The sequence below is a fragment of the Paraburkholderia unamae genome (genome assembly GCF_003096875.1).
Lineage (GTDB): Bacteria > Pseudomonadota > Gammaproteobacteria > Burkholderiales > Burkholderiaceae > Paraburkholderia > Paraburkholderia unamae.
Genome location: NZ_QEOB01000003.1, coordinates 371,393 through 398,064, shown reverse-complemented (window position 1 = coordinate 398,064; position 26,672 = coordinate 371,393). Strand labels below are relative to the sequence as shown.

The 26,672-nt window shown below is 62.9% G+C and carries 26 protein-coding genes; 18 read left to right on the top strand and 8 right to left on the bottom strand.

Going from position 1 to position 26,672, the window contains the following annotated elements:
- Positions 1-119 precede the first annotated feature (119 nt).
- The gene (locus C7402_RS08925) at positions 120-1,502 is read left to right on the top strand and encodes a replication initiation protein (protein WP_116610331.1); all 1,383 of its coding nucleotides are present in this window, start codon (positions 120-122) and stop codon (positions 1,500-1,502) included.
- A gap of 385 nt (positions 1,503-1,887) precedes the next feature.
- Here the strand turns inward: C7402_RS08925 and C7402_RS08920 are convergent, their stop codons facing one another.
- A complete protein-coding gene (locus C7402_RS08920; protein ID WP_116610330.1) occupies positions 1,888-2,556 on the bottom strand; it encodes a hypothetical protein in 669 nt (222 codons plus the stop codon).
- A 208-nt stretch (positions 2,557-2,764) separates the two neighbouring features.
- Here C7402_RS08920 and C7402_RS46875 point away from each other — a divergent pair, with 208 nt between their 5' ends.
- The 17 genes from C7402_RS46875 to C7402_RS08840 all read left to right on the top strand — a co-directional run bounded on the left by C7402_RS46875 (position 2,765) and on the right by C7402_RS08840 (position 21,274).
- A complete protein-coding gene (locus C7402_RS46875; RefSeq protein ID WP_165841835.1) occupies positions 2,765-2,908 on the top strand; it encodes a hypothetical protein in 144 nt (47 codons plus the stop codon).
- Positions 2,909-3,169: 261 nt separating this feature from the next.
- Complete coding sequence (locus tag C7402_RS08915) at positions 3,170-3,874, top strand: VirB8 family type IV secretion system protein (protein WP_116610452.1); 705 nt, start codon at positions 3,170-3,172, stop codon at positions 3,872-3,874.
- On the top strand, positions 3,871-4,755 hold the full coding sequence (locus tag C7402_RS08910) for a TrbG/VirB9 family P-type conjugative transfer protein (protein WP_116610329.1): 885 nt from the start codon (positions 3,871-3,873) through the stop codon (positions 4,753-4,755). The genes C7402_RS08915 and C7402_RS08910 overlap by 4 nt, the downstream gene beginning before the upstream one ends.
- Positions 4,756-4,759: 4 nt before the next feature.
- The gene (locus tag C7402_RS08905; protein WP_116610328.1) at positions 4,760-6,025 is read left to right on the top strand and encodes a TraB/TrbI/VirB10 family type IV secretion system protein; all 1,266 of its coding nucleotides are present in this window, start codon (positions 4,760-4,762) and stop codon (positions 6,023-6,025) included.
- Entirely contained in the window at positions 6,018-6,827 is an 810-nt protein-coding gene (locus C7402_RS08900; protein WP_116610327.1) for a transglycosylase SLT domain-containing protein, read from the top strand. Before C7402_RS08905 ends, C7402_RS08900 begins: the two co-directional genes overlap by 8 nt.
- Positions 6,824-8,056 (top strand): TrbG/VirB9 family P-type conjugative transfer protein, encoded by a 1,233-nt coding sequence (locus tag C7402_RS08895; RefSeq protein ID WP_116610326.1) that lies wholly within the window; start codon positions 6,824-6,826, stop codon positions 8,054-8,056. Before C7402_RS08900 ends, C7402_RS08895 begins: the two co-directional genes overlap by 4 nt.
- Positions 8,057-8,208: 152 nt before the next feature.
- Positions 8,209-8,841, top strand: a complete 633-nt coding sequence (locus tag C7402_RS08890; RefSeq protein ID WP_116610325.1) for a TcpQ domain-containing protein — start codon at positions 8,209-8,211, stop codon at positions 8,839-8,841.
- Positions 8,841-10,583, top strand: a complete 1,743-nt coding sequence (locus C7402_RS08885; RefSeq protein WP_165841833.1) for a type II secretion system protein GspD — start codon at positions 8,841-8,843, stop codon at positions 10,581-10,583. Before C7402_RS08890 ends, C7402_RS08885 begins: the two co-directional genes overlap by 1 nt.
- A 2-nt stretch (positions 10,584-10,585) precedes the next feature.
- Entirely contained in the window at positions 10,586-11,881 is a 1,296-nt protein-coding gene (gene pilO2 / locus C7402_RS08880) for a type 4b pilus protein PilO2 (protein WP_116610323.1), read from the top strand.
- Positions 11,868-12,353: a hypothetical protein gene (locus tag C7402_RS08875; RefSeq protein ID WP_116610322.1), complete on the top strand. Its 486-nt coding sequence runs from the start codon at positions 11,868-11,870 to the stop codon at positions 12,351-12,353. The genes pilO2 and C7402_RS08875 overlap by 14 nt, the downstream gene beginning before the upstream one ends.
- The gene (locus tag C7402_RS08870; protein ID WP_116610321.1) at positions 12,350-14,131 is read left to right on the top strand and encodes a GspE/PulE family protein; all 1,782 of its coding nucleotides are present in this window, start codon (positions 12,350-12,352) and stop codon (positions 14,129-14,131) included. Before C7402_RS08875 ends, C7402_RS08870 begins: the two co-directional genes overlap by 4 nt.
- A complete protein-coding gene (locus C7402_RS08865; protein WP_133254442.1) occupies positions 14,128-15,195 on the top strand; it encodes a hypothetical protein in 1,068 nt (355 codons plus the stop codon). Before C7402_RS08870 ends, C7402_RS08865 begins: the two co-directional genes overlap by 4 nt.
- Positions 15,196-15,609: 414 nt before the next feature.
- Positions 15,610-16,236: a type 4 pilus major pilin gene (locus C7402_RS08860; RefSeq protein WP_165841832.1), complete on the top strand. Its 627-nt coding sequence runs from the start codon at positions 15,610-15,612 to the stop codon at positions 16,234-16,236.
- Positions 16,237-16,265: 29 nt separating this feature from the next.
- Positions 16,266-18,425 carry a type II secretion system protein gene (locus C7402_RS08855; protein WP_116610318.1) on the top strand — a complete coding sequence of 720 codons (2,160 nt, stop codon included), beginning with the start codon at positions 16,266-16,268 and terminating at the stop codon, positions 18,423-18,425.
- Positions 18,426-18,775: 350 nt separating this feature from the next.
- On the top strand, positions 18,776-19,873 hold the full coding sequence (locus C7402_RS08850; RefSeq protein WP_116610317.1) for a DUF4214 domain-containing protein: 1,098 nt from the start codon (positions 18,776-18,778) through the stop codon (positions 19,871-19,873).
- A 196-nt stretch (positions 19,874-20,069) separates the two neighbouring features.
- Positions 20,070-20,801 carry a DsbC family protein gene (locus tag C7402_RS08845; protein ID WP_116610316.1) on the top strand — a complete coding sequence of 244 codons (732 nt, stop codon included), beginning with the start codon at positions 20,070-20,072 and terminating at the stop codon, positions 20,799-20,801.
- A gap of 29 nt (positions 20,802-20,830) precedes the next feature.
- The gene (locus C7402_RS08840; RefSeq protein WP_116610315.1) at positions 20,831-21,274 is read left to right on the top strand and encodes a lytic transglycosylase domain-containing protein; all 444 of its coding nucleotides are present in this window, start codon (positions 20,831-20,833) and stop codon (positions 21,272-21,274) included.
- A 154-nt stretch (positions 21,275-21,428) separates the two neighbouring features.
- Here C7402_RS08840 and C7402_RS08835 read toward each other — a convergent pair whose 3' ends face one another.
- From C7402_RS08835 to C7402_RS08810, 7 genes are all read right to left on the bottom strand, one after another.
- Positions 21,429-21,923, bottom strand: coding sequence for a hypothetical protein (locus C7402_RS08835; protein ID WP_133254441.1), 495 nt, complete (start codon positions 21,921-21,923; stop codon positions 21,429-21,431).
- Between the two features lie 319 nt (positions 21,924-22,242).
- Complete coding sequence (locus C7402_RS08830) at positions 22,243-22,887, bottom strand: hypothetical protein (protein ID WP_116610313.1); 645 nt, start codon at positions 22,885-22,887, stop codon at positions 22,243-22,245.
- A 34-nt stretch (positions 22,888-22,921) separates the two neighbouring features.
- Positions 22,922-23,203 carry a hypothetical protein gene (locus C7402_RS08825; protein WP_116610312.1) on the bottom strand — a complete coding sequence of 94 codons (282 nt, stop codon included), beginning with the start codon at positions 23,201-23,203 and terminating at the stop codon, positions 22,922-22,924.
- A gap of 353 nt (positions 23,204-23,556) precedes the next feature.
- Positions 23,557-23,910, bottom strand: a complete 354-nt coding sequence (locus C7402_RS08820; protein WP_116610311.1) for a hypothetical protein — start codon at positions 23,908-23,910, stop codon at positions 23,557-23,559.
- 17 nt (positions 23,911-23,927) lie between these two features.
- Positions 23,928-24,104 (bottom strand): hypothetical protein, encoded by a 177-nt coding sequence (locus tag C7402_RS46870; protein ID WP_165841830.1) that lies wholly within the window; start codon positions 24,102-24,104, stop codon positions 23,928-23,930.
- Positions 24,091-25,311: a FlhC family transcriptional regulator gene (locus tag C7402_RS08815; RefSeq protein WP_116610310.1), complete on the bottom strand. Its 1,221-nt coding sequence runs from the start codon at positions 25,309-25,311 to the stop codon at positions 24,091-24,093. The genes C7402_RS46870 and C7402_RS08815 overlap by 14 nt, the downstream gene beginning before the upstream one ends.
- Before the next feature lie 63 nt (positions 25,312-25,374).
- The gene (locus tag C7402_RS08810) at positions 25,375-26,661 is read right to left on the bottom strand and encodes a hypothetical protein (protein ID WP_133254440.1); all 1,287 of its coding nucleotides are present in this window, start codon (positions 26,659-26,661) and stop codon (positions 25,375-25,377) included.
- Between the last annotated feature and the right edge of the window lie 11 nt (positions 26,662-26,672).

Here is a 26,672-nt window from a genome sequence, read left to right as displayed (position 1 = left end):
TAAGGTGAGGTGAAATGTGCTAACCGTTTCCCAAGGTGAGGTAATCTGTGTTGACAGGGCACCTTAGCGTGGGTACCGTAGCGCCCCATATCACCCTTTAAGAGTGGCTCGGAGGCCGAATGGCGATAGCGGGGCAGGCGGCTACATCCAGACAACTGGCGCTGGCGTTATTTGACGACGCGAACGCCGAGGATCTGCCCGTCGATACGGCTCGCTCCGATATTGGATTCGCGCGAAAGAACGTCCTGATTCGCATCATTGATCTGGGGGTAGCGGCCCGACGGCTGATCGACGCGGCGTATTTCATCGTCGCACAGGAAGAGAGCGTTCGCGACCTGTATGACGTTGAGTTGGACTACTTCAAGTGGCTCATGCGCTATTCGAGCCGCAACAACACACACCTCGAACAGGTCATTACCGAGGCGCAAAGGGCACTGATTCAGGCGACCGCTGCGCCGGATGCCGATGGCGAGAAGCCCTTTGGTTCTGTGCAACTCATAGGTCGCATCTCCTACGCAGGTGGGCGCTTCCAGTTTCGAGTACCCCCCGACCTCATCGGAATAATACGTGGCCCAGGTAAGTCGCATTGGTTGAGTCTGCGGATCACCTCACTCTTCACGCTCAGCTATGCGCGTGTGATGTACGACCACTTGCTCCCCTACGCAGACGAAGGCATAACGGATTGGCTTATGCTCGAAGACCTGCGTTCGTGGCAAGGCGCGATGGGTGCCAAAGCACAGGAATTCAAGTATTTCAAGCGTGACTGGCTCGCGCCTGCTGTGGAGCAAATCAATGCGGTCTCCGACCTCACGCTCTCGTATGAGACGCGCAATGAACCGGGGTCTCGCAAAATTGGGCGCTTGCGGTTTCGCATTGAGCGCAAAGAGATGGCCGAGCGAATGTTGCATACGCACGAACAAGCGCAAGCGATTTACCAAACCTTGAAGCAGGAGTTCGGCCTGTCCAGCGCGCAGCTCAACCAGATTGCGGCGGAGCGAGATACCTATACCGACGAGCGTCTTGATCAGGCAATTGAGCGCACACGTTTCAGCCTGAAAATGGGCAAGGTATCGAAGAGCCCAGCCGGGTTCTTCATGAAGGCGTTGAAAGAGGGATGGATTATCTCCGACGCGGAGCGCGCGATGGTCGAGATTCAAGAAAACCTCTCGCAGGCTGAACGACGTGAGGCCGACCTCAAAGAGCAGACCCACACTCGTATGGCGCTGCGAACTGCCGCTCAGGATATGCACGCGCAGGACCGCCGTGTCGAGGAAGTCCGGCGTGGATGGGATGCGTACGCAACTGCGACGTTGAAGCAACAAGAAGATTGGCGAAGAAGCTATAAAGCCTCTCCGGCGGGCAAACTCACCTTGCGTCGGTTAGGAATCGATCTGATAAGCGATCTCGCTGAGGCGACAGTGCAGAAGTACCCTGATTTGATGGACGGATTTTCGGGCTATGTTTTCAACAAAACCAAGTCAGGCACGACCAAAAGCCAGTAGAGCGAGTGCGAGGTGCGCCGCTGCTCCGCGCAGCGAGTATCGGTGTTAGAGCTTCGCAATTCCGGCTCTGGCGTTTCGGTAGGCGCTGGATTCTACTCGCACAGGATGGTGTCAATGGCGAAACAGCGAATAATGATGAAGCCAACACCCATATGACCGATTCCCTCGTTGCGATTGACGGCTTGTTGAATTGCGTCACCGTATCAATTGAGCCGTCCACTCGGGCTCGATTGCGATGTCCCGCGACACCGTGCTAGTGGAGGGCGAACGCGATCAGTTCGCCGAACCAAGATCCGACGGAGTCCCGATCATAGTGCGAGGGATGCTAAGGTGACAGCGGGAAGCACGGGCCAAAATTCAAGTCAAACACGCCACGATGCCGACGTCATGTTCCAGGCTTGCCCGCGGGACCTTTCGTCTTCGCCTCGACATCGGGCAGCCTCGCGTATTTGACCTGACGCTTTGGTGTGGATGGGCTGTTCTGCCGTCGGACTGCTGCGTCACGTGCCCTTAACACGTCGGCAAAACGCATAGTCCGCTCGAAATCAAGCAGTGCACGCTCCAGGTAGCTCTTCAATTGCTCGTGGTACGGGCGCAATCTGGCGATTTGGGGAGATTCGATTCGCATCGATCTTTCGTCTTGTGCGAACGTCAGTCGGATGACCGTCTGCTGAGCTGCGGCGAGCCTCCCGGTAAGGATCACTTGCAGGACGTTCTCAGGGCTTCGCAGCCTCAGTTCCCTCGCTCGATACGCATTCAAGACGACCCTGTCCTCCCCCAGCTCCTTTATCGCGGAGAGCAGAGTATCGCCGAGGCGAAAGCTGACGACGTGAGGGTCACCAAACGCTTCGATGACCGCTGGTGGAATCGCTGCGAGCGCGATCTTCCTCGATATGTGCGACTTCGATTCGGCGAACTCTTGTGCCAGGCTTGCCTGTGTATCCCACAAGCCGCTCAACAATGCCGCCAAGTACAATTTCCCCTGCTCGTATATCGCCCCGTTGTTCGCTAATAACGCTGCGTGAGCCGCGCGGATCGTCGATCTATCGTTCATCGTATTTCCCGCCCCTAAGGGCACAAATTGCTACACACTGTTTGCTCGCGAGAGTGGGCATTGGTGTCCTTACCATTGCGCCACATCGTGAGTACCTCGGAAAGTTTGGCCAGCAGTGCTTTGCCTACCCGTACGTCGCGCTCCTTCCGTAACACCGGCGCATTTTTCAAAGGCACGAGATCGTTGAGTACGCACAGAATATCGGACGTTGGCTGAAGTCAAGGACGGCCACGCCGTCGCCCCGTTCCTCCCCGCCATTCGAGTCGATATCTGGCGCGTCCCTGATCAGAACGGCGCGGACATCCGCGCCGTTTTTGCCCTGAAATTGGGCAAAAATATGTTATCCATTTGATTTATGTGGGTAATGTGTATGAAAGAGAGTGCTTTGTTGACGTGGGACTCGTGGGACAGCATCCCTCTTGTCCGTTTGATGTGGCCCATCAAAAAGCTACCGATTTTCATCACGATTCCGGTTTAGACGGCGCGGACATCCGCGTGAACCGTGCGTGGCGAGCCGATGCCGGAATCGTATAAAAAATGGCTGGCCTTTTGCGTGCTGGAGCAACCCCGGCCGCTGATTCAATTGACGCGAACCAACTTGTGTACGCGCGTCATGCCCCTGTTCCGTCGGTCCAAGAAACAGATTGCCCTCTCGACAGCACCGGGGGGCTACTCCGAAGAAGATCCCGAGAAGGTCATTTTTGACCGCGGCACCCGGCTGCGTGTCGAGGCGAACCACTGGAAGATCCTCTGCTTCGTGCTCGCCGTCGTCGCGGGCGGCGCGGTCTGGACGCGCCAGCCACCGCCCTCCGTCGTGAAGTCCTACGGCATCGCTTCCGATGCGGGTGGGCGACCACTCATCAAGCAGCTTGCCGCCTACAAGCCCGACGACCAGGCACTGCGCTCCTCGATCAAGGATTCGGTCGAACGCTGGTTCACCATCGAGCCGGTCCTCACGCAGACCATCGAGACCTCGCGCCTTGCCCGCAACATCAACGCGGTGAAGGCGCAGATGCTCGACAACGCGAAGAACCAGTTCGCGGACTGGCTCAAGAGGGATGCGCCGTTTCAGGCCATCACGGCCGATCCCAAACTCGTGCGCGAAGTGCGTATCAACAACGTCTCCGTGCTTGATGATTCGACGGTGGTGGTTGAGTTCACAACCACCACGACGCAGTTTCCCGCCGACAAGCCAGTGGAACAGCGCTACGCGCTCACGCTGCGCTACCAGATCGTGCCTGCCAGTTCGGATGACGCGGTGGGAACGAACCCCTTCGGGATCTTCTTCCCGTTCTTCACGCTGCAAAAGACCGTATGACGATCCCGGCAACCCGTTCCCTCATGCCGCTTGCCGCGCTCGTCTGCGCGCTCGCGTTTTCCCAGTCGTCGCTCGCCGCGAGGAAGCCTTCGTTGCCCGCACCATCGCTCGACATGGGCGCAATCGTTGGCGATCCGATGAGTCCGGTGAACCCGTACAACTCGGGCACCGATCCGGTGGCGATGCCCAACGACGCGCGCATCGTCGTGTTCGAGTACAGCCGCGACCAGATCTTTCGGGTCCTCACCGCACCGCTGAAGCTCACGACGATCGAACTGGCGCCGGGCGAGAAGCTCACGACCGATCCGGCGATGGGGGACTCGGTGCAGTGGCTCATCGATACCGATGGCGCCAATCACGTATTCATCAAGCCCGTGAAGCAGGGGCTCGTGAACACGCTGCACCTCACGACCAACATGCGCGAGTACGACCTGACGCTTGTCTCGTCGCCCGTTGGGGGGCTGTTCTACCAGAGCGTGCGCTTTCACTATGCAGGCTCGCTCATGGCGAGGATGCGCGCGAAACAGGGCGTCGATGCGAATGACAGTGGTGGTGCAGCGGCAGGCGGGAACGACGCGGGCGATTCCGGTCCGCTTGGCGTGTCGCCCGACAAGCTCAACTTCGACTACAAGGTGGACGGCTCGGCGCCTTTCAGGCCCGAGACGGTTTTCGACGACGGCAAGTTCGTCTGGCTGCGCCTGCCTGTCGATGCACCGTTCGCCGTGCCTATCGTCAAGGATCACGGCGATGACGTGAGTCCGAACTTCATCCGCCGTGGCCAGTATCTCGTCGTGCAGCAGCTCGCCGACCGGATTGTCCTGCGCGCGGCGGACGACGAGGTGACCATCTCCCGCCACCGTCGCGGCATCTTCGGGTTCTGAGCGCATGTCGACCCCGAACCAGCCACCGCTTCCTGACCAGGACCGTGTCGTCAAGGGCAAGTCGCCGCGCAACGCGCTCTATGCCGTTGGCGGAGTCTTTGCCGTCATCATCGGCGCGATGGGCTACTACTACCAGTCGAAGGCGGGCGACGAGGCCGACCAGCAGGCGAGAGCGGAGAAGGCCGAGAAAGCCGCGGCCGCCGTGGACCACAAGCCCGACAACGATATCGACCGCATCATCGCCGACCAGCAGGCCAAGGCGCGACGCGACGAGCAGGCGGCCCGTGAGGCGGCCGCCTCCGCACCCGCGCCGGCATCGAAACCCGGCATCTCGCTGGACCAGTACGAGCGCGATTCGCATGCGACGAACGCGCTCGCGTCGGACGCAAAGGACGACTCGGCCGCAGCCTCGCCGATCTTCATCGCCGGCGGGGGGATGAGGGGCCAGGCGCAGCAGGCTGCGCCCGCGGCCAACGGCGTGCTCACGCCGCAACAGATGGCGATGCAGCAGGCCTCCGCCCAAGCGGCCGCCGCAGGCACCGCCGAAGCGCAGGCGAAGGCGATCGCCGCCACGATGGGGCAGGGCAACAGCGCCGGTCCATCGTCTGGCGAACGCGATGCCCAGTTCCTGAACGCGGCGAAGGCGCAGTCCGCGTCCGGCGAGGGCTTCCTGAGTGCGGGATTCGTGGGGCAGGCCGGTTCCTGCACGCTTTCGCCCCCGCATCACATCGGCGTGCTCGTCACGGAGGGCGAGAACTCGGACCGTCCGGGCACCGCCTCCCTCATGGTCGAGCAGGACGTCTACGACAGCGTGACGGGAACCTGCCTGATGATCCCGAAGGGCACGATGATCACCGCCCCGTACCAGAGCGACATCAAGGTGGGACAGGAAAGCATCCTCGTCGCCAGCACGATGATGACGTTGCCCAACGGCAAGCACGTCGCGCTTTATGGTGCGGAAGGGGCGGACCAGAACGGCTACGCCGGCTTTTCCGGCGACGTGAACAACCACTTCTGGAAGATCTTCGGCGCATCGTTCCTGACGGCCATCCTTCTGAACCACTTCGATGGCAGCGACACGACCTCGACCACGAGCAGTCCGTATGGCGTCACGCAGGTCGGCAGCACGGCGGGGCAGGTCGCTGCGCAGACCTCGCAATCCATTCTGAGCCGTTACCAGAACATCCCGCCCACGATCACGATCAAGCCGGGCAAGCGCTTCATGATCAAGGTGAACCGCGACATCCACTTGGAGCCGTACCGTGGCTAGTCGCGTGGTTGCCGTGTTCATTTCGGCGTCGCTTGCCATCGGGGCGGCGCACGCCGCGACCATTGCCGGCGTGATCAGTCCCACGGCGATAGTCCTCACGTCAGCCTCCGCGCGCGCCGTTGCGTCGATCGAGGGTGCGCCCGTGCTCTATTGCGGCCTGCCCGCATTCAACGCATGGGCCGCGCCACTCGTCGGGCAGCCGGTGCAAGGTGGCGCGGCCGACGGCATGACCGTTTCGCTGGGCTCACGCGAGGTGCCGCTCGATCGTTTGTTCGTTGAGCGTGGGTGGCTTCGGCCCGCCGTGCTCGACGACGTGGCGCAGGCCGCCATCACCGAGGGGCGCGGCGGCTGGGCGTGCGCTAACGCCGTGGTGCCGTTTGCGCTCATGCACACGAGCGTCGATCCGCGCGTGCTCGCAGGCATCGCGCTGAACGAGTCCGGCGTGAATGGCCGGGCGTGGCCGTGGACCCTGAACGTTGCGGGACGCGGCTACTTCTTCCGTTCGCGCGAGGACGCGTATGGCGCGATCCGCGAGCTGCTCGCCGCAGGTCGCGACGATTTCGACGTCGGCATCATGCAGGTGAACTGGCATTACCACCGGCAGCGCTTCGCCTCACCCTGGGATGCGCTTGCGCCCGCAACGAACATCCGGGTTGCCGAAGCCATCCTCAACGAGAACTACCAGCGCACGCATTCGGCCGCGAAGGCGATCGCCTGGTATCACAGCGCGAACCCCGTGCCCGGCGGCGCCTATCTCGCGCGCTTCGCGCGCCACCTCAACCAGATCCACGCCGCGCCATGAAGCCCACCACGACCCTTGCCGTAGCGCTCGCACTCGCGCTGGTGTTCCAGCACGCGCGCGCCTCCGATACCGACCCGTTCGATTTCGACTATGACGTGCTTGGCGGCATCGCGCAGCGGCCTGCCCTCGTCTTCAACGACGGCTCAAAGACCTATATCCAGCCACGCCCCGGACAGGACCTCACCGCCGATGGCGGCCATCGCGAAGGCCCGTATGTCGTGGTCGACGGCACACCCGCGTCCGTGCACTACACCGTCGGCGGGCAGGGGGCGACTACGACCTGGAAGCGCGCCAACGCCTTCATCGGCGGACATGGCGCGCTGCCCGGTACGGGCGACGACCAGCCAGCGGCATTCGCCGGTTTCAGCGGACACCTGTCGCTCATCGGCGCGCACGGGGCGCTCGAACCGGTGCGCACGCTCGATGCGAACCTCCCCATTGCCCAGCTCGTGAAGTCGCTTGTCCCGCAGGGCTGGAGCGGCGCGGCGCAAAAGGATGTGGACCTGAGCGCAGCCAGCCGGTTTGCCACACACCCGGGCGAGAACTGGATGCAGGCGCTCGATCGTCTCATGGTGCAGGCGGACCTGTATGCCGATATCGATTTCGATGCGCGCCGCGTGCGGCTGCATCGAGACGTGGGCAAATCGGGCGCGCTGGCCTACGCAGGCCCCGCACACGATGACGGGCATCCCGATGTGAGCGCAACGATGGCGGCTCCTGCCCACATCGACTCACAGCTTGCACGCGACTTCGGCGCGAACGCGATCCGCGACGCCGACGATGCCCACACGCAGTTGCGATTCAACGGCAAGCCCGCACGGGACCTGGCCTTCACGACACCGGAGGGCGGATCGCTGCACCCGCACTGGGATGCGGCGACCAGCGTGATGACGATCGACCGCGCGCCGCGCTTCACGGTATCGGATGGCACGCACCGCGTCGAGGTCGCGCGCACGGCGGCCACGGTCTATGACTTCGCGGCAACGAACCCCGCGCACCTCGAAGCGGTGTTCGACCAGGACGGCTCGACCTATTTCAAGTTCGCGCCCACGGTCATCAACGTGTCCGTGGTGGACGACCGGCACCTCGGCTCCGGCGAGCAGAAGGGCCGCTACTACCGCTTTAACGGCACCTCGGCGACGTTCAACGTGAGCGCCGATGGCCAGAGCGTGCGCGTCACGCGCAGACATGACGTGCGCTACGAAGAGACACCGGCAGGCGCGTCGTGAGCGCGTCCGCCGATACCGACCCGCAGCAGGGCGCGACTGTGCCGCCCAACCAAATCCGAACCAACGACGCCCCCAGGATCAGGGCCACGACGAAGATGAGAAGACCTTCCACGACCGGAGCCGGGCCGTACACCCGGAGGATTGCCCAGACGATGTTCGCGCTCGCGATCCTGGGTTCGGCGCCGCTGGCGCTGGCGAGCATCGAGCCCGCACATGACGCCTCCGGCACGGCCGACGATGGCTGGCAGGTGCTTGCGGCCAGCGCGCCGGCAAATGCGCCGACAGCGGCCGCTTCGACGGCGACGGCTGCGTCGGGGGCGACCGTGCCACCGCTGCTGGCGACACCGGATGTCGTGGTGGGAGGGCCAGTGGCGGCAATCAAGGCGGCCGCGCCAGTGGCCGGCTCCAGCGTGGCGGGCTCCGGCGCAGCCACCGCCGCGACCGGCGCGTCGGACCCCGCGGCGGGCGACGGGACGGGTGGCGCAGGCGGCACAGCGGGCGCGACCGACGCGCAGTACACGCTGCATCTCGTGCCGTCGGGGCCGAACCTGCGCAGCCAGCTCCAGCAGTGGCTCGTCTCCGTTGGCTGGCAGTTCGCATGGGACCGGCCGAGGGATGTCGATATCGCCGGTGCGCCCACCTACCGGGGCAGCGTGGTCGACATCGTGACCCAGGTCCTCAACGACCTGCAGGGCGGCGAGATGTCCCTCGCCATGTGTGTCTACGACAACCCCGCGATCCGCATCGTGGGTGACGTAAGCGAATGCCGACGGGGAGCGAACTGATGAAGCCGGTTGCAAAACGAACGAAGCGCCTGCTCAAGCCGGGATGCGTGGCGCTGAGCGTCGCGCTTGCCGCGTGCACGGTCGCCCAGAAGGAACAGATCGATGCCAGCGGGCGCGACCTGGGTGCGCACGTCGAGCGCCATATGGCGTCCACCATGCCCGGGAAGGCAACGGTGGTCAGCCGCGTGCGCGGCAACTGGCTCGCGCCGAAGATCGTGAGCCTGGGTGAGGATTCCACCCTTCCACCGCAATTCAGCAACGCGCGAAGCTGGCCGTTCCAGCTCGGCTATCTCGAGCGCTCGGATCTGCCGACCGTCGCCGAACGCATCTCGAAGATCACTGGCATTCCCGTTCGCCTGAATCCCGATGTGAACGAGACGACTGCGGACGCGGGTGCGGGTGCGCCCGATACCGGCCACGCGACGACCGGCGGCAACCTGCCGCCGCCGCCCTCGCGCCCCGGCATGGGAACGGGCGGCGCGGCCATCCCGTTGCGGACCGAGACGATGGAGCTGAACTACAACGGCTCGCTTGGCGACTTCCTGAACCGCGTGGCAATGCACTTCGGGGTCAACTGGGAGTATCGCGATGGCGCGATCCAGTTCTACCGGTACGTCACGCGCATGTGGCAGATCAATACGAACTCGGGCGACACCGAATTCAACGAGGTGCTGGGCAAGAGTTCGGGCTCGACTTCGCAGTCCGGCGGCGGTGGCGGAAGCGGCTCGGGCGGATCGGGTTCGTCCAGTGGCGGCAGCAGCTTCACGTCGGCGGGCCAGGTCACCGTGACGGGCAAGTTCTCGGTGTGGAAGAGCATCGAGGAGGAGCTGAACACGGTCAAATCCGCGAGCGGCAAGCTCACGATCAGCCAGGCGACGGGTACGGTCGTCATGCGCGACACGCGCGATGCGATCGAGGCGGCCGACCGGATCGTCAAGCACGAGAACCGGGTGATGACCCAGCAGGTCGTCGTGCATATCGATCTCATCAGCGTGACCACGAGCGACGACAGCAACCTGGGGGTGAACTGGAACGTCGTGTTCTCCAAGCTCACGAACGCGCTGCCTGACTTCACCCTCTCGATGGCGAGCCCCGCCTCGCTCGTGAGTTCCGGCACGGGCAGCCTGGGTGCCGCCATCCTCGCGCCCGCCACGGCCGGTTCGCAGAACATCTACCAGCAGATGAGCGGCTCGTCGCTCCTGCTTCAGGCGCTCAAGGGCGTCGGCCGGGTGAACGACGTCAACTCGGCGGCCGCCGTGACGCTGAACCGGCACCTGGGCACGCTCGCGTCGACGGACCAGAAGACCTATCTCGCGCAGACGTCGCCCGGCTACTCGTCTTCGGTCGGTGGCGGCAGCGGTCTGCCGGGCCTCACGCCGGGGCAGGTCACGACGGGTCTCATCGGTCACGTGCTGCCGACCGTCCTCGACGACGGCAGCATCCTGCTCAACCTGAACCTGGATAACTCCGTGCTCAAGAGTCTCGGCCAGATCTCGACCGGCTCGGGCGCGACGCAGCAGACCATCGAGACGCCGGAGGTCAACGGCTTCACGTCGATGCCGCAGGTCGCGCTCAAGCCGGGCGCCACCCTCGTGCTCGCGGGCCTCACGCACGACTCGCAGAACTACAGCCAGCAGACTCTCCTGGGCCACGCGGTGGGTCTCGGGGGGGCGTACAGCGGCACGCGCGAGAAGGTCACCGTGGTGATTCTCGTGACTGCCCAGCTGCTGCCGGGAGGTTGATCGTGGCTGAGCGCACAACCCTGCTGCGCGTGGACCGGCGCCGGCGGCTTGCCTTCGGCATCGAATGGCTGTCCCCGCGCGGCGTTGTCGACATGAAGCGCGAGCGGCGCATGGAAGTGAAGGCGCGCCGCCCCTCGCACGTGATCGTGCTGCGCAATGGCGGCACCTCGCGCCCGCTCTTCGGCTTCGGCTACGGCGTGCCCCGTGGACGCAGCACCTATGCGGCCGCGGCACTGCTCGGCCAGTACGTCCCGCAGGGCGTGGCGGTCCTCCTCTGGGATCTTGGCAGCGGGCGCGCGGCGCTGGCTGCCGCGCGCGACGGCGTCCCCGTCGTTGGATTCGATCTCATCGCCACGCACGAGACGGTGCGGCTGCGCCTCCAAGAGCTGCGCGAGCAGCTTGGCGAGCACACCCGGGTGCGCGTGCTGGGACGCGGCACGTTTATCGAGAGTGTCGAGACCCTGTCGGCCGAGCAGCTGCTGGGCGGTCGCGACGCGGGCCGGGCGAGGCTTGCGCCAGCGTCGCTGCCGCGTGGTCTCATCGTATCGGCCCTCACACTCCTTGTGCTGGCCGGAGCCGGTGCGTATGCGTGGAGCGCCTACACGGACTATCTGGCCGCGCAGCAGGCACGCGAGCGCGCGAAACACGTTGATCCGAACGTCGCCTACGCGCGTGTGCTACCGGGCCTGCTCAGTGGCGCCGGCCTGCGTGCGGAGCGCGTCACGGCGATGACGGACTTCGCACGCGCGATTCCCGTTTCCACGGCGGGCTGGTGGCTCACGAGCGTCGACTGCGATAGCGGTTCGTGCCGTGCGGGCTGGAGCATCAACGGCGGCACCTACGACAGCTTTGCGGCGACCCCCGTCAGTGGGGCGCAGGCCGTGCAGTTCGGCCAGGACTTCAAGTCCGTGACGGCGATGTTTCCCGTCACGATTCCGGCGCAGGCGACGGGCCTGACACTGCCCGGGCTGCTGACGCGCCAGGCGTTCATGCAGCGCATCGGCACATTCCAGCAGTTGCTGAACCGGGGCACGACGGACAAGAACGCGCTCACGCGGGTCACGCTCACGGTTGGGGCGCCAACCGTGGTCGGCCTGCCGGCCGGGGTGCGCGAGGAGCAGATCCGCACGCCGGTGCGCTCCGGCACGTGGCAGATGCAGGGCAGTGCATGGATGGTGCGCTTTCCCGAACGGTTTCCGCCGGGTTTCACGGTGGATCACGTGCACATCAACATTCCGCAGAACAACCCGGAAGAGGCGGTTATTGTGATTGAGGGCAATTACTATGTGGCGAACTGAACTCCTCAGGCGCGCGCTGCCCGGCGCGCTCGCCTGCCTGCTTGCGGGTACCGCGCAGGCGTATTCGCTGGGCGAGATGCAGGATGATCAGGGCGCGCTCGCCCAGGCGCGCATGAAGGCCGATATCGCGGACAGCCAGGCCCGCATCCGCGTGGCGGATGCGCAGGGGCAGACCGCGGCGGTCACGAAGGAGCGGCCCGCTGTGCCCTCGCATGACTTCTCGCCATACGGCTACTACCGTTTCGGCGCGCGCGTGTGCCTCGACGTGATGTATCAGGATGTCCTCTATACGCGGTGTCTCGGCGATCACGAACCGGTTTCCGGCTGGAGGCTCACTGGCCTCACCAGCCACGGCGCGACGTTCTCGCGTGGCGGCGAAAGCAGCGTGGTGGATCTCGGCGTGGCCGCAGCGGCGGCCGCGGACCTCCCGAAGGACGGTGGCACGGACAAGCCGGCGGGAGGCGCGCGATGAAGGTGCCGGGAATGCTTGGCCGCCTGCTGCGCGGGCGCCTGCGCGCAGCCCGCCGGGACCTTCCGGTGGCGGGCGGGCCGGTCGAGCCTGCCGAATGGGTGGAGGAGGTGGGCTCGGGTGAGATCGCCGACGTCAATGGCCTGCCCGCGTTCGAGGTGCTGCTTACGGCCGGCAAGGGCGACCTGTCGCTCAGCGAAGGCCAGCGCGCCATGCTCGCGGCCGTGCGGATCGACTCGATCCGCGTGATCGTGCTCGTCACGCGCCGCGCGCGCTTCAGCAACGAGTACCTGTCGCTGGTCGAGCGCCTTCGCGGGCGCTATGCGAGGGTGCAGACCGAGATCGTCGGCCACAGCGTGCTGCTCGCGCTCTATGACCAGGCCGCCGATGCGGACGAGACGGTTGCCGCGTGGCAGCGTGTCGAAGGCGAGCAGTCGCAGTCGAGCACGACGTTTCTCGACATGGCCGAGCGTGGCGTGCGTGAAAAGGCATCGGACCTGCACGTTGAAATCTCGGAAGAGGACAACCGCGCGGAACTGCGATATCGCATCGACGGTGAACTCGCAACGCTCGACACCATCCAGCCGTCCTCACGCGCGACTGACGCCGTGATGTACGCCTACACGAAGCTCGCGGAGAAGACCTCGCGCAGTGAGCCGTCCTTCAACAAGCGTCTGTCGCAGTCGTGCAACATCCCCATTGTGATCGACGGGCGGCATTTCACGCTGCGCTGGGCCTCGCAGCCTCGCGTGGGCGGGTTCGAAGTGATCCTGCGTTTCCTTGAAACCGGCGTGGACGGCAAGGTGCCGACGCTGGCCGAGCTGGGCTACGAGCCAGGGCAGGACCGGCTTGTGAACCTGCTCATCCGCAGCAAGGGGGCGCTCATCGTGGGCGGCGATACCGGCAGCGGCAAATCGACCACGCTCCGCACGGCGCAGACGCTGATTCCCGACCGGGACAAGAAGAAGATCATCTTCATCGAGGACCCGAACGAGTACCGCAAGAAGGGCACAACGGAAATTAGCATCCAGCGCACGGCGTCGGGCACGGGTGACCCGTTCCTTGCGGCCATGCGCACCGCAATGCGTATGGACCCCGACGTGGTAGTGCCGGGGGAGATCCGCGACAGCGCCGGTGCGGAACTCTTCGAGTACATGATCGACTCGGGTCACAAGGGCATGACGACGACGCACGCGAGCGGCGGCTTCCCCGTGATCCGCAAGCTCACCTCGGGCAAGATCGGCATGTCGCGCGACGTGCTCGGCAGCCGCAACTTCCTCGCGGGCATCATTTTCCAGGACCTCGTCGCGAAGCTCTGTTCCTGCGCGCTGCCCGCGCGCGGCAATCTCGATACCGAAACGGCGTCACTGCTCGAAGGCAAGTACGGCCTGGATCTCGGACGTGTTCGCGTGGTGCGCCCGGGCGGCTGCCCGGCGTGTTCGGGCAAGGGCGTGCTGGGGCGCACCGTGCTTGCCGAAGTCATCCAGATGACGCACGAGATGCGCGCGCTGATCCGCGAAGGGCACGACTCGCAGGCCGAAGAGATGTACCGCCGCGCGCGCCGCACGGCGTTCGATGATCCGGACATGACAGGCAAGACGATCTTCGAGCACGGGCTGTACAAGGTCGCGAGCGGGATCGTCGACCCCCACACGATGGCCAACGAACTGGACGAGACGTTCGAACTGTACGAGGTCATGCCGCTCGCCGTTCCTGTCACAGCAGGGGCGGATGTATCGGACGAGCCGGCACCGGCGCCTGACGAAGCGGTGCCGGCATGAACCCGGTCATGCTGGGGCTGGCGAAGTTCTCGTTCCGCGGCCGTCGCCAGGCCTTCTATGCCGATCTTGCGGAGGCGCTGGGCGACAACGCGAACCTGGCCGAATATCTGGAGGAAACGCGCGACCAGCTTGCGCGTCGCCGCGACGTTGAAACGGGACTCTTCGATCTGTGGCTCTCGCGACTGGACAACCAGAGCTTCCCGCAGGCCATCGTGGGCACCGTGCCGCGCATGGACATCATGATCCTGGGCGCGGCCGATGCGGCGGGCAACCTCACGAAGGGACTCCGGTTTCTCGCGATGACGGTTGCGATCGCGTCGCGAATGAAGGGCGCGCTCGTTGGCGCCCTGACGATGCCGGCGTTTCTCGGACTGATGCTGGTCGCCTACATCCTCGTGTTCGGCTTCGTGATGGAGCCGATGCTCGAGTCCATCGCGCCGCCTGCGAACTGGCCGTTCATTGGCCGTGTCGTGTACCACATGTCGGTGGCCCTGCGCGACTACGGAGTCGTCGTGGGCGCGGTGGTCCTCGCCATCTTCTTCCTGGTCGCGTGGCTCATGCCGCGCTGGAGCGGGCGCACGCGCGCGCGGGTCGACAACATCTTCCCCGTGTACTCGATCTATCGCGGCTACAGTGGATCGATCTTCCTCGTGGCACTCGCCTCGCTCATGCAGAGCGACGTGGGTCTGGCCGAGTCGCTTGCCGAGTTGCGTCGTGAGGCGATGCCGTGGCTGCGCTGGCACATCGATGAGATTGCTCACCGCCTCGACGGGGAGGCGGATGAACCGGCCAAGGCCTTTGCCACCGGCGTGTTCTCACAGGCGAACACCGATCGCGTGGAGAGTTTCGGGCGGCGCTCGAACTTCGAGGACGCGATCAGCAAGGTGGGTATCGGCACAGTGGACAAGCTCGTCGAGCAGGTGACGGCGATCGCGCGCGTGCTCAACGTCGCGAGCCTGATGGCGGTGGCCGTCACACTCGTCCTGCTGCTCGCCGGCGCCGGTTCGGTCCTCTTCTACGCTGCTGACCACGCGAGTGCCGCGGCTTCTGCGCTGCGTCACTGACCTCCAGACATCGCTGCAAATTCAGAAAGCTCACATTTTTTGTGAGCTTTCTGCGTTTTTGCGCGCGGACATCCGCGCGGGCGGGGCGCGTCCCTGCCCCGCGTCGGGACCCCGTGCGGAACGGACTGGAAATCGGCCAGCTTTCGCCGTCTGCGTGGGTGCGGCCGTGCGATCTAATCGGGAAGGCATTGAGTTCACTGTCGGAGGGCAATGCATTGGAAGTATTAGCGCGGATCGCAGGGCGGACAAAGCGCGCGTGCATCCGCATCCTGAAACGGTGTCCCGGCGCCGCTTGCCGTGAGTCTCGCGGCTCGATCTTCCTGATCGGGCATGCGGCGCACGTGCTCGCCCGCGCGAATCCCCGCTGAACGGGGCGACATTCCTGTTGGCCATACAGACCAGAAAGAGGCAGAAATGAAAGATATGTATAACGAACGATTGAAAAAGCGCACGGCGCTGCGCCAGCTGACGGTCGCAGCGCGCCGCCGCCGTCAGGCGGGCTTCTCGCTCATCGACGTGATGATGTGGGGCGGCATTGTGCTTATCGGGCTCGTGGTGATTGCCGCGGGCTTTCTTGCCGCGCGCTCGAAGATGAACTCGGTGAACGAAACGCGCGAGTTGCCGACCGTGATTTCCGGCATCCAGGCGACCTACAACAGCCAGTCGAACTATGCGGGCCTCACGCTCGATACGGTGGCGCGCGGCAATATCTGGCCCGCGCAGGAGACGACGGTGCCGACCAGCGGTTCGGCTACCGTCAACGATCGCTGGGGCGGCCCGGTGACGCTCACGCCGGCCACGATCAACACCACGAACGATATCGCGCGTCTGGTGTACAGCAACGTGCCGCAGACCGAATGCAACAACATCATCCAGACCGTGGCCAGCTCGCTGCGTCGCGTGTACGTCGACAACACGAACTCGGGTACGGCGGGCGGCGGCACACAGGTGAAGGCTGACGGCCAGTCGCTGAACATCAACACGCTGGCGACCGCCTGCTCGGCCGACCAGAACTCGGTCACCTACGACATTCCGCACTAGGCGCGCGCGTTCAGACGGGGGTGGGGAAGATGGGACTCAGGCGAAAGCAGCGCGGCTTCCTGCTGTTGGAGACGATGCTGGCGATGTTCATCATCATTTCATTGGTCGCGACCGTGCTGTGGCTCAAGGAGCGCTCCAATGACATGGATAACGCCAACAGCGTCGGACAGAACCTGCTGGAGCTCAGCAATGCGCTGAACACCTATGCGACGATGCAGTTCACGCCACTGGTGAACGGCCAGACGGTCACGGGCGTGGCGAGCGAATATGCGCCGACCATCGCAGAGCTCAAAACGCTGGGCTATCTCTCCACGGCCTTTCTGGCAAACAATCACTATGGCGGCAGCTACGCGATGAAGGTGTCGCTCGCGCCGTCTGGATGCGTCGCGCCCGCATGCGACCTGCGCACGCTTGCGTGGATGACGACGCCGATCGTGAATTCGCTCACGCGCCGCGTGGACACGGCGGCGCTCGGTCAGGCAGCCGCGAGCGTGGGCGGCAATGCGGGGTACAGCACGGCCGCATCGCCATCGCTGATTTCCGGGCTGGAAGGGGGCTGGAGCACGACGAACCCGGTGGGCAGCGTCGTGGGGATTCTCGCGGTGCAGGGCGGCTACAGCTCGATGGGCTTCTCCCAGTTCACGCGCCGTGACGGCTCGGCCCCGCCGACCGGCCCGTGGAACATGAACGCGATCAACGTCTCGAACATCAATGCGCTCGGCTCCACGACTCTGAACAACTCGGGCGCTGCGACGATCGGCGGCACCGAGAACGTGGGTGGCGCAACGACACTGAACAGCACGCTGAGCGTCGCGGGCACCTCGACGACACATGGCGTCACGAATACCGGCAACATCACCAACACCGGGGCGCTGGTCAACGGCGGCAACATTACCGATAGCGGAACGCTGACGGTCAATGGCACGACGACGACACAGGGCATCACGAATACCGGCAACATCACGAACAGTGGCGACGTGATCACCGGGCGGCTGTGGCTTCGCACGATCGTCTCGAACGGCGCGGCGTGCCCGGGTCTGAACGGCTATCAGGCAGCGACCGCTGCGGGCTCGATCGCGTCCTGTATCAACGGCATCTGGACCACGCCCAACGCCACGACCTCACCACCTTCACCGTGTGCGACGCAGGCGGTCAGCTGGGGCTCGGGATGCAGGGGCACGGTTGCGGGTAATGTGAGCGGCGGTACCGGCTCGACGTCATCAACCTACGGGACCGGCTCGGCGACGTTCATCTGTTCGAACGGAAGCTGGCTGTTCCAGAGCGGCACCTGTACGCCGCCGGCCCCCTCATGCTCTGCTGGCAGCGTGACATGGGGTTCGGGCTGCTCGGGCTCCATATCCAGCGGCGCGAGCGGCACAACCGGCTCATCGAGCGCGACTTACGGCACGGGCAGTGCGACGTTTGTGTGCTCGAGTGGCAACTGGCTGTACCAGAGCGGGACCTGTACGTTGCCGGCTCCGTCATGCGGCGCGCAAACGCTCACGTGGGGCTCGGGCTGCAAGGGCACGGTGGCCGCCGGTGCAAGCGGCAGCTCGGGATCTGTCACTGCCACCTATGGCACGGGCACCGCATCCTTCATGTGTTCGAGCGGAAGCTGGCTGCTGCAAAGCGGGACATGCACGCCGCCGGCTGCCGGATGTACGGGGACCGTGTCGTGGGGTGGCGGGATCTGCTCGGTGAACGTCAACCTCACGTCGGGTGCGACGCAGGCGTACAGCAATGCAAGCGGCCATATCGATCCGTCCGGGATGGGCGGAACGTACACTGGCAGTGCGACGATTGCGTGCAACAACGGGTCGACGACCATCAGCGCGGCGACGTGCGTGTACAAGGTTACCAATCCGCAGGTGATCGACACGGATTCGACAGCAGGCGCGCATAACCTGAACAAGCAGCCATCGAACATCTATCTTTCGGCAGCGGACAGTACCGCTCAGAACTGGTGTTCTGCCGTGCTACCGGGTTCGACCCAGACCTACACGTATTTCGATGCACGCGCTGGAGCTCAATGGTCATGCTGGAACAATTCTGGTTACACGTGCGATATTGCGTGGGACGGGAGTGCCAACGGCCCAAATGGGCAATCGTGCTGGAACTATGCAAATGGCACCGGTGCATCACACTGCTACGTTATCGGCAGCCTAACTTGCACACGCAACGGAACGTGAAAACGGAAGGAGCGATCAAATCGGTCAGAATCTCGATAAGCTTCAGCATATCAACGGGTGCCATTTGATCCGGGATCGCGAGGTGGCTTCGCCTTCTCTAAGAGATCTCGGAGCCAGTTGATTCCGTACTGGTCGACCTTCGCCCATTGCTCTGCGGTAAGCCTAATAGAGCGCTGGACTAATCTTTCCGCCGGATCAATTGGCGGCCGTCCGCGCGAACGATTCGCTGAGGTTGCCATGTCTGTCCTGAATAAATGAATCACAATAAATAGTTGCGTTTCACCTTTTCTTGTATCACAATAAATAATGTTGCGGTAGGGTGACGCATCCGCCCTGTGCCCATTCGTTCAATGGAATTCAAAGATATGTCGACATCAACGGTAACGCTCAACGCAGACGGCAGCATCTCCTCCTACGAATATGGGCCGGATGGATCACTAATACTCTCGGATATATCAGCGTCGATGGTTACGACGCTTGAGTCTATGGTTGCCGGCTGGGTGGTCAACAACCAGCAGAGCGGTGCATCCCTCACTCCGGATGTCGCTGTCATAGCCAATCTCGCCGTGCAAAATGGCCTAATTTCGGAATCCCAGCTTCAGGCTTGGGCAACGGGCAACAACATCACGGTTAAGGACATTTTCACGGGCACGCCAACCCAAGGCGGAGATACCGTCACGGAAGCCTTTGCTAATGCTGTGAACGACCCGCTGGTGACGTCGAACGGCGGCGCGCCAACGCTCGCCGAAGCGGCTGCGCAGGCGGCGTCTAGTTCGCAGGCGTCGCATCCGTCACCGACGGGACCTTCTGATATTGCTGGCCTGAGTCCTGCCGTGCAGGAAGTTCACGCGGCCTATGTCGCCTACTACGGTCGTCCGGCGGACGCAGGCGGCCTTGATTACTGGACCGCGCAGCTTCAGGCCACCGGTGGCAATCTCGATTCGATCATCGGGGCGTTCGGCAACTCGGCTGAATCGCAGTCGCTCTATAACGGTCAGAGCGTGAGCCAGATCGTCAGCTCGATCTACCAGCACGAGTTCAATCGGACTCCAGACGATGCAGGACTCGCGTACTGGGAGAACCAGATTTCGACCGGTGCCACTTCCGCCGCCGCCGCCGCGCTCGCAATCTTTAACGGTGCGTCGGGCTCTGATCAGACGATCGTGAACAACAAGATGGTCGTTGCTGTCGCGACCACCAATGCGCTCGCCTCGGATTCGCTGGCCACGGGCTACTATTCGGGTGACGCAGCGGCGGCCAATGCGCGGATGTTTCTCGCCTCGGTCGACAGCAGCAGCGCCAACGCAGTGAAGATGGCCGGCATCGCGCATCAGGTCACCCAGGATATCCAGAACGTGGACTCCGTGACAAACGACCTGGCGGGCATCGGCGTCACGATCGTTGGACAGCCGACCACGACCCTCGCGCAAGCCCACGCGCTCGCGTAAGCGACCCAAAACTTCGACGAAGGCCCGCCCCGAAACGGCGGGCCTTTTTTCTTTTGCCCGACGAAAAGCGCACTGCATCTGCCATCTTTTGTGCGGTGTGTGCCCGCATATCGCTGCTCTAATAGGCTCGACGGTTGCGCAGTCGCGGGCGACGCCCTGCAACTGCGGTTCCTTTAAACGCAAAAGGGCACACACAATGAGCATCTGGAAACCGGCCGCCGTCGTTGCGGCAATCACACTCGCCCCGTTCGGTGCGGCGCACGCAAATGCAGCCGCGCCCGAGGATCTCATCAGGGCGAACCTGTTGCGCGCGGGAGAAAAGAGCGTCGGCAGCATCACGCCGAGTCCGGTGAAGGGACTCTACGCTGTCTCCGATAACGGCCACACGCTCTACGTCGACGCGAGCGGCACGCGCGTGATTCAGGGCGAGATCTTCGACATGCAGACTCGCGAGAACCTGACCGAGAAAGCGGCGATCGCTGCTTTGCCGCGCGTGGACTGGAAGTCACTCCCGTTGAAGGACGCCATCGTGACGGTCAAGGGTAACGGAAAGCGAAAGCTCGCTGTCTTCAGCGATCCGGACTGTCCGTACTGTCACATGCTGGAAGAAAAGAGCCTGCCGGAAATCAGCAACGTCACGATTTACACGTTCCTCTATCCGCTCGACGGCCTCCATCCGGACGCGACGCGCAAGGCGCGGCTGCTGTGGTGCGCGCCGGACCATGCGGCCGCCTGGGACGCATGGATGCACCATGGCGTGTTGCCGTCGAACGCTGGCACCTGCGACACGCCCCTTGCACGTAACGCGGCACTGGGGGCAACACTGCACGTCAACGGCACGCCGGGCCTTGTCTTTTTCAACGGCGCGCAGGTTCCCGGTGCGCAGCAGGCTTCGGTCATCGAGAAGCATCTGGAGGCGGTGCGGTGAGGCGGGGGCGGCTGGCCGCCCTGATTGCCATGGCGGCCGTGTGCAATCCGTGCGTCGCGAACAGCAATCTCTGCTGGGAACAGGCGGGCGCGCGTTACGGCGTCGATCCGCTGCTGCTCTATTCGATCGCGCAGAAGGAGTCCCGCCTTCGCAACGATGCGGTCAACCGGAACCGGAACGGGACGGAAGACGTCTGCATGATGCAGATCAACTCGACCCATTTTGCGCAGCTCGCGCAATGGGGCATCACGCGCGAACGCCTGCTCGCCGACCCATGCATTTGCATCAACGTCGGAGCCTGGGTGCTGTCGAGCAACTATTCACACTACGGTGTCGAGTGGCGGCGGGGAATCGACTGGCAGGGCGTCGGCGCCTACAACGCTGGCACGGCCGAGAACTCGGCGCAGCAGGCGCGCCGCGAACGTTACTGGCGTGATGTCGAGAGCATCTACCGCGGCTACGTTGGCCGTTAAACCGGGATCGGATGGCGAAAAAAGGGCTCTTCACCGTTTTCCGTGGGAGGTCTTTGTTCGACCCTGAGCGGACTACCGACTCGCCGAAACGGTAACGGCTCTTCTTAAAATGGAGCGGACGTTCGTGGTGCGAAGTCCGCGGCCGAAACAAGAGCTACCATCGAGGATTGACTTCGATTTCCTCAATGCAGAGTCCTACGCTGAGTTCGAATGGTGAGGCGTCATCAAATCGAGAATCCTCCTCCCGGCGTTCCAATTCCTTTTTGATTGACAATAGGAACCGCTCTCCCGATAGTGACTCTACATCTCCAACGATATTGAGAGTGACACCCTCAGCGAACCGAGCGCCCCCCGCGTACAGCCGATCGTTGAACTCTTCAAGGGCGTTGATCGCGAACTGCGCGACGACCTCGCAGAAACCGTGGCTATGACACCTGTCGCGGTGCGTAGGTTCGATGAAAACTTCCAGCACCTCGATTTCGAACGCGACCAACTCGTCTCGGTCGATCAATTCGAGATTCACTGCAAAAGCACAGAATCCAACCGGTCCCTCTTGATTGGAGAGCACCAGCACATAATAGGTTCGGAGGGCGGGGGCTGAATATGGTTCGTCGGGCGAATTCTGCTTGCACACGCTCGACGCGCCCATACTATTCGTAAGTGTTTTCCCAGCAAGGCCTGAGAACCCCAATTCCGATTTCTGGTCGGCCCTCCAAGCTGTCTTAAGCTTCGCTTTGAGGGCGCGACACGTTTCAGATGTCCGCCATCCCGGCGCAGTACCAATGCTGACAGTCCACCGATCGCGCGCGCCTATCAGTGGACGTCCGTCGTACTCATAGATCGGAACTCCTGCGGATAGGGGCAAGTGTAACGGTTCAGCCATCGCCGACCGGACGATGTCGAGTACCTTCCTTGGCGTTTTCGTCATTGTACGTACCCGGCAAGTTGGTCAATGCGGCCAAGATAGGTCAATCTAGACGCAGATCGAACGTCTCGATTCTATGCTCGATCTGCTGACGAACATCCTCGGGTACGGGTTCTAGAACGTCATCATTCACAAGATGGAGGATCTGACTTGCGCCGTCAGGATCCTTTCGCAGGATGACGCCGCAACAGACTTTTGCCCGGATGCCGAACTCATCCGTTAGGGTGTTCATGACCCGATCGTTGCTATTCGCGCAGATGTGATGACGTATCAGTGCCAAAGCGGCATCAGGCTTGCTACCGTGCACCTTGTCTCGCAGGACAGTAAGGTGCCTATTGTGCTCTTGTTTCGAAATTCGCCAGTCAATCCCCCGCCACGCATCGGGCTCACCACATTCCCAGGCGCCGTCCTTAAAGATCACGAATGAAACTTCATTTCCGCGCCTGACCTGGTACTCGCCGTTTCGTCCAGGAGCGTCATCTTTGTCGAACCATTCCGTAATCTCTCCGGTCTCTTCGCAGGTGGCGCAGGACAGATCGCCGCTTCTAGCCTCTTGATATGACAGAAAGCCATCTTGGCCATCGGATGCGGGCTGGTGCGTCGTAGTAAAACCCAATGCGCGTAACCGCGCTTCGAATTCGGCGAACAGTTCCGCTACCTTGCCGTCGATGCGTGCTTGGCGGTTCATCGTGAGCTCTTATTGAGGGACGCTGGCGTTAGTTTTAGATGAGATCTGCAATCGCCTTCTCAGATTCGTTGGCAAACCGTTCACGGCGCAGCGAAATGAAGTGATCGCCCTCAAGGACCATAAGCGGCAGAGCTTCCTCGTGACCAAACTCTTGACAGAGATCTTCCCAAAGACTGTTGAGGGTGCGATAAGGCTTCTTGACCATGCGCTGGACACCGGTCCAGTGGTAAAACTGATCCTTGCGAATCGTGGCATTGCCCGTCAACCAGACTTCTTCGAGGGCCTGTTCCAGAAGTGCTTCGCGGTATTTAGACATGACTTTCCCTGTGAAAGAAGCGGGGAGTATAGCAGCTTCACAACTAAGCGTGCCTTAGTTTGGTAATCGACAATTAAAAATTTACAGGATCGCTGCATGATGTTGGCTTCTGCGTGCTCCCATGTGGCGCAAGTGCGCAGTTTTTGTTGGCGCGAATCGAATGGCCCTTTGTGCCCACGGAGAAGACGTCTGAATGTCCGCGGGGCGGCAACGGTGAATAGCGGCTCATGGCCGGCTACAGCCTGTCCGCAATTGGTCTCCCCGGAAATCCGCGAAGAACCAAAAAAAGAGGGGGGCGTCTTTGCGCCGCCCCCCTCTTTTTGTGTCGCGCGTGGCGATGCGGGCACACCGCGCTAGCGTCGTCGTTGACGCATCACCCGCAGGGCGATGAACGCGGCGACGAGCGCGACGCCGGTGGTCTTTGGGGCGGCCGAGGCCAGGGTCGGCAAGGCCCGGCTAGCACTCCAGAGCGCCACGAGCATGATCAGGCCATGCGCGACGGCCGGCCGTGCGAGCGCGCCAACCAGACGCGACGGACGCTCTTCAAGCCATTGCCCGTAGTCCTCATTGGCCGCTTCCAGATCGAAGCCCGCATCCTGCAAGCGTGCCTTCCGGTAGAAGCGCTCGTACGTCTGGAACCGTCCGTCGCCACCCCCGCGCAGCCACGAGGCGGCGCTTTCGCGCACAAGCCACCCATAGTCGTCCATCGCGCCGCTCCAGCCGTCTAGTGAACGACGTTTGCGCACCACGGTACGGCTACGACCGCGCCCGCAATGCAGCTTCCATCGGATTCGGCGTGATAGTCGCCCGTCTCGGGATGGCGCCAGCCGAACTGCACGGCACCGTCCGCGGTGAATACGACGAGTCCGGCGGGAAGTTCCTGGATATCAGTCTTCTGCATGTCGCTGCTTCTGGTTGCGGTTGCGATTCCGGGGTGCGAGGCTGTGCGTGCAGGCAGGGCAGCTAAAGTTCTGCCGCATCTCGATCTTCGACTCGTTGTTGCTCACGATGTAATGCGTGCCGCACTCGCGGCAGGGCGCGATGGCCAGGCGATTGTCGGCGGCCATCCAGCGCGTGAGATAGCAGCCGCGGTCGAGCGTAAGCAGTTCGCTACCGGAAAACAGTTTCGAGTACAGATCCGCCGTCGCGATCAGCGCCTGAGGCGTGTTGGCGCCCATGTTCAACGCCGCACGATAGAGCCAGACGAACACTGTCGAGTGCAGACGATGCTGCGGCTTTGCAACGAACCACTGCTGCGAGTTCGGAAGATTGCCGCAGGGCGAGCGGCGGTCGTGGATCGCCATGTACATCTGGCGCGTGCGGCTCGGGGCGAGGCGAAAGAGCGATGCGGCCGTACTCGCCCTGCACCCGTGCGCCATCATCCCAGCGGCATAGGTTTCGGTCGTGTCGCGGCCCAGACGCAGGTCGCCCCAGTTGGCGGTGTGATCCATCTTGCCCGCCTGGAACGGAGTCGTACGCATGATGTTATGCGCGACCTGCTCGATCGTCAGATCGTTGGACGTGAATTCGAACCAGAAGGCCGGACTGCGAAAGCGCCACTGGAAGAGTGGCAGGTCGCGGATGCGCCCGAGCGCCCGTCGCAACTGGTACGCGGAGAGCGAACCGAGATAGCGGGTCAGCTCGGCCGAGACGCCGAGCAGGGGAGCGGCGAGCACGCTCAGGTTTGCCACGGCCTGAACGACGTCGAGGAACTGGCGGTTGTGATGCTGGATCGCCTGTGTGGTGAGTGGATCGCGGACCGTGGGCAGCAACCTCCTCAGTTCATCGACCGCGCGGGTGGTCGGAACATTGTCCTCGACGAAGCACCGCCAGTCCTCCACAGTCGGCAACGCTGGTGACAGCATCACAAAGGGAACACCCAGGAGGCTTCGCAGCGACGCATCGTTGCGGCGCAGGTGCGCGAGCTGGCTCATCTCGACCCCGTAGACCACACTGAAGGCGGGATTGGAGATGAGCACCTGCTTCATGTGATCGACCAGGTCGAAGTTGGCAACCCGGATGCGCTCGGCGAGCCAGGGCTGTAGGTACAGTCGCTCGATTGACTTGTAGTCGTCTGCGTTTCGTTTGTGTTTCTGGTTTTTTTCCAAAGCGAACTCTCTTTATTTCTCGCCGCGTGATCGCGGCCTTCCCTCGTTCCCCGTTACTGCTGCTTACGGCGCTTTTGTCGCGGCGACGATCTCCGAATGAAATTTCCCGACCAGATCCGCGAGCGCTTCAAAGAGCGGCCTGTACTGCGCGGCATTGCCGCCTGCCGTGAATATCAGTTGCGCGCTGTGATAGCGCTGGACAAAGGTGCTGAAGTCCGCGACAAGTCCGTCAACCTGCGCGTCCAGGCGCCGGGCCGCCTCAAGCTCGGCATTGGCCTGTGCCAGCTTCTCTTCCATCGCCCGTGCCTGTTCCTGCTTCGCGGCAATCTCTTCGTCGAGGTCGTTCGATCGCTTCAGGAGCACGCCATACTGGGCTTCCATCTGCTTGACGTCTTCCTTGACGCCCGAGGTTTCCCGCGCAGGGGGCTTGGAGCGCGTCTCGGTAAGTTCGCGGCGTGTTGCATCGAGCAGTTTCTGGACCGTCGAGAGTTCCTGATGGAGCGCGGTGGTCGTCTGGCTGGACAGCGCCAGTTCATTACGCACACGTCCGGTTGCCTCCGCCTCCTCGGAAAGGCGGACCTTGAGCTTTTCATGCTCTTCTTTCATCGTCCGCGCGTCCGTCTGGAGTGCGTCGAAGTCAGCCATCAGCGTGCCATAGTTGTCGTTGAGCGCCTTATATTCCTGATCCTTGACTTCCATATGCTCATGGGCGCTCGTCAGCGTGGCAATGAGGCGCTTCACGTCCCGGTTCGTCATCTTGGGATCGTTCTTTCTTGCCTCGATGATCGTCTGGATGATGTCGTCGCCAATGCTGTCGCTCAGCAGGGCGTGCATGTCGCTCAGGCGCAGGAATTCAACAGCGTCGGCATTGTCGTGAAACTTCTGGTATCCGCGAATGTGGGATCTGACGGTTGTTTCGCCAATGTGATGCAGGCGCTGGAGATAGACATAGCCATCCTTCGATGCACGTTTGAGCGTCTTCGAGTTGCTGCCGTACGACTGTACGTAGGCGTCCTCGATTGTGCGCATTGCCAGGTAGCACTCGAATCCCAGCTTCAGGCGTTCGTGGAGAATGCGCTCCACCGATTCGTTGATTGCCATGCTGCGGTCAATCAGGTGATCGAGCAGCTCTTCAGAGAGAATTTCGGAGAACGATTCGCGCGCGACGGCGACTACCAGCGCACGGCTGGGGAGATGCTGGGAGAGTTTTTCCCTGAGGCTGCGTTCACTGGCGTCGGCCACTTCGACGCCGTCCTCTGGGATGGTGGGGTCGAAGGCATCGGAGGAGGGGGGCAGCGGTTGCGAACTGCCGTTGCTGCGCAGGGTCAGGCTGGTCGAGGTGTGGTTCATGCAGTGGCTTC

Excerpts from the sequence above, each read along its gene's own strand:
- C7402_RS08810 (WP_133254440.1), bottom strand. The coding sequence starts at position 26,661 with ATGAACCACACCTCGACCAGCCTGACCCTGCGCAGCAACGGCAGTTCG.
- C7402_RS08890 (WP_116610325.1), top strand. The coding sequence starts at position 8,209 with ATGTTCGCGCTCGCGATCCTGGGTTCGGCGCCGCTGGCGCTGGCGAGC.
- C7402_RS08905 (WP_116610328.1), top strand. The coding sequence starts at position 4,760 with ATGTCGACCCCGAACCAGCCACCGCTTCCTGACCAGGACCGTGTCGTC.
- C7402_RS08885 (WP_165841833.1), top strand. The coding sequence starts at position 8,841 with ATGAAGCCGGTTGCAAAACGAACGAAGCGCCTGCTCAAGCCGGGATGC.
- C7402_RS08915 (WP_116610452.1), top strand. The coding sequence starts at position 3,170 with ATGCCCCTGTTCCGTCGGTCCAAGAAACAGATTGCCCTCTCGACAGCA.
- C7402_RS08845 (WP_116610316.1), top strand. The coding sequence starts at position 20,070 with ATGAGCATCTGGAAACCGGCCGCCGTCGTTGCGGCAATCACACTCGCC.
- C7402_RS08875 (WP_116610322.1), top strand. The coding sequence starts at position 11,868 with ATGTGGCGAACTGAACTCCTCAGGCGCGCGCTGCCCGGCGCGCTCGCC.
- C7402_RS08835 (WP_133254441.1), bottom strand. The coding sequence starts at position 21,923 with ATGGGCGCGTCGAGCGTGTGCAAGCAGAATTCGCCCGACGAACCATAT.
- C7402_RS08910 (WP_116610329.1), top strand. The coding sequence starts at position 3,871 with ATGACGATCCCGGCAACCCGTTCCCTCATGCCGCTTGCCGCGCTCGTC.
- C7402_RS08865 (WP_133254442.1), top strand. The coding sequence starts at position 14,128 with ATGAACCCGGTCATGCTGGGGCTGGCGAAGTTCTCGTTCCGCGGCCGT.
- C7402_RS08920 (WP_116610330.1), bottom strand. The coding sequence starts at position 2,556 with ATGAACGATAGATCGACGATCCGCGCGGCTCACGCAGCGTTATTAGCG.
- C7402_RS46870 (WP_165841830.1), bottom strand. The coding sequence starts at position 24,104 with ATGCAGAAGACTGATATCCAGGAACTTCCCGCCGGACTCGTCGTATTC.
- C7402_RS08895 (WP_116610326.1), top strand. The coding sequence starts at position 6,824 with ATGAAGCCCACCACGACCCTTGCCGTAGCGCTCGCACTCGCGCTGGTG.
- C7402_RS08850 (WP_116610317.1), top strand. The coding sequence starts at position 18,776 with ATGGAATTCAAAGATATGTCGACATCAACGGTAACGCTCAACGCAGAC.
- C7402_RS08840 (WP_116610315.1), top strand. The coding sequence starts at position 20,831 with ATGGCGGCCGTGTGCAATCCGTGCGTCGCGAACAGCAATCTCTGCTGG.
- C7402_RS08855 (WP_116610318.1), top strand. The coding sequence starts at position 16,266 with ATGGGACTCAGGCGAAAGCAGCGCGGCTTCCTGCTGTTGGAGACGATG.
- C7402_RS08830 (WP_116610313.1), bottom strand. The coding sequence starts at position 22,887 with ATGAACCGCCAAGCACGCATCGACGGCAAGGTAGCGGAACTGTTCGCC.
- C7402_RS08860 (WP_165841832.1), top strand. The coding sequence starts at position 15,610 with ATGAAAGATATGTATAACGAACGATTGAAAAAGCGCACGGCGCTGCGC.
- C7402_RS08870 (WP_116610321.1), top strand. The coding sequence starts at position 12,350 with ATGAAGGTGCCGGGAATGCTTGGCCGCCTGCTGCGCGGGCGCCTGCGC.
- C7402_RS08925 (WP_116610331.1), top strand. The coding sequence starts at position 120 with ATGGCGATAGCGGGGCAGGCGGCTACATCCAGACAACTGGCGCTGGCG.
- C7402_RS08825 (WP_116610312.1), bottom strand. The coding sequence starts at position 23,203 with ATGTCTAAATACCGCGAAGCACTTCTGGAACAGGCCCTCGAAGAAGTC.
- C7402_RS08820 (WP_116610311.1), bottom strand. The coding sequence starts at position 23,910 with ATGGACGACTATGGGTGGCTTGTGCGCGAAAGCGCCGCCTCGTGGCTG.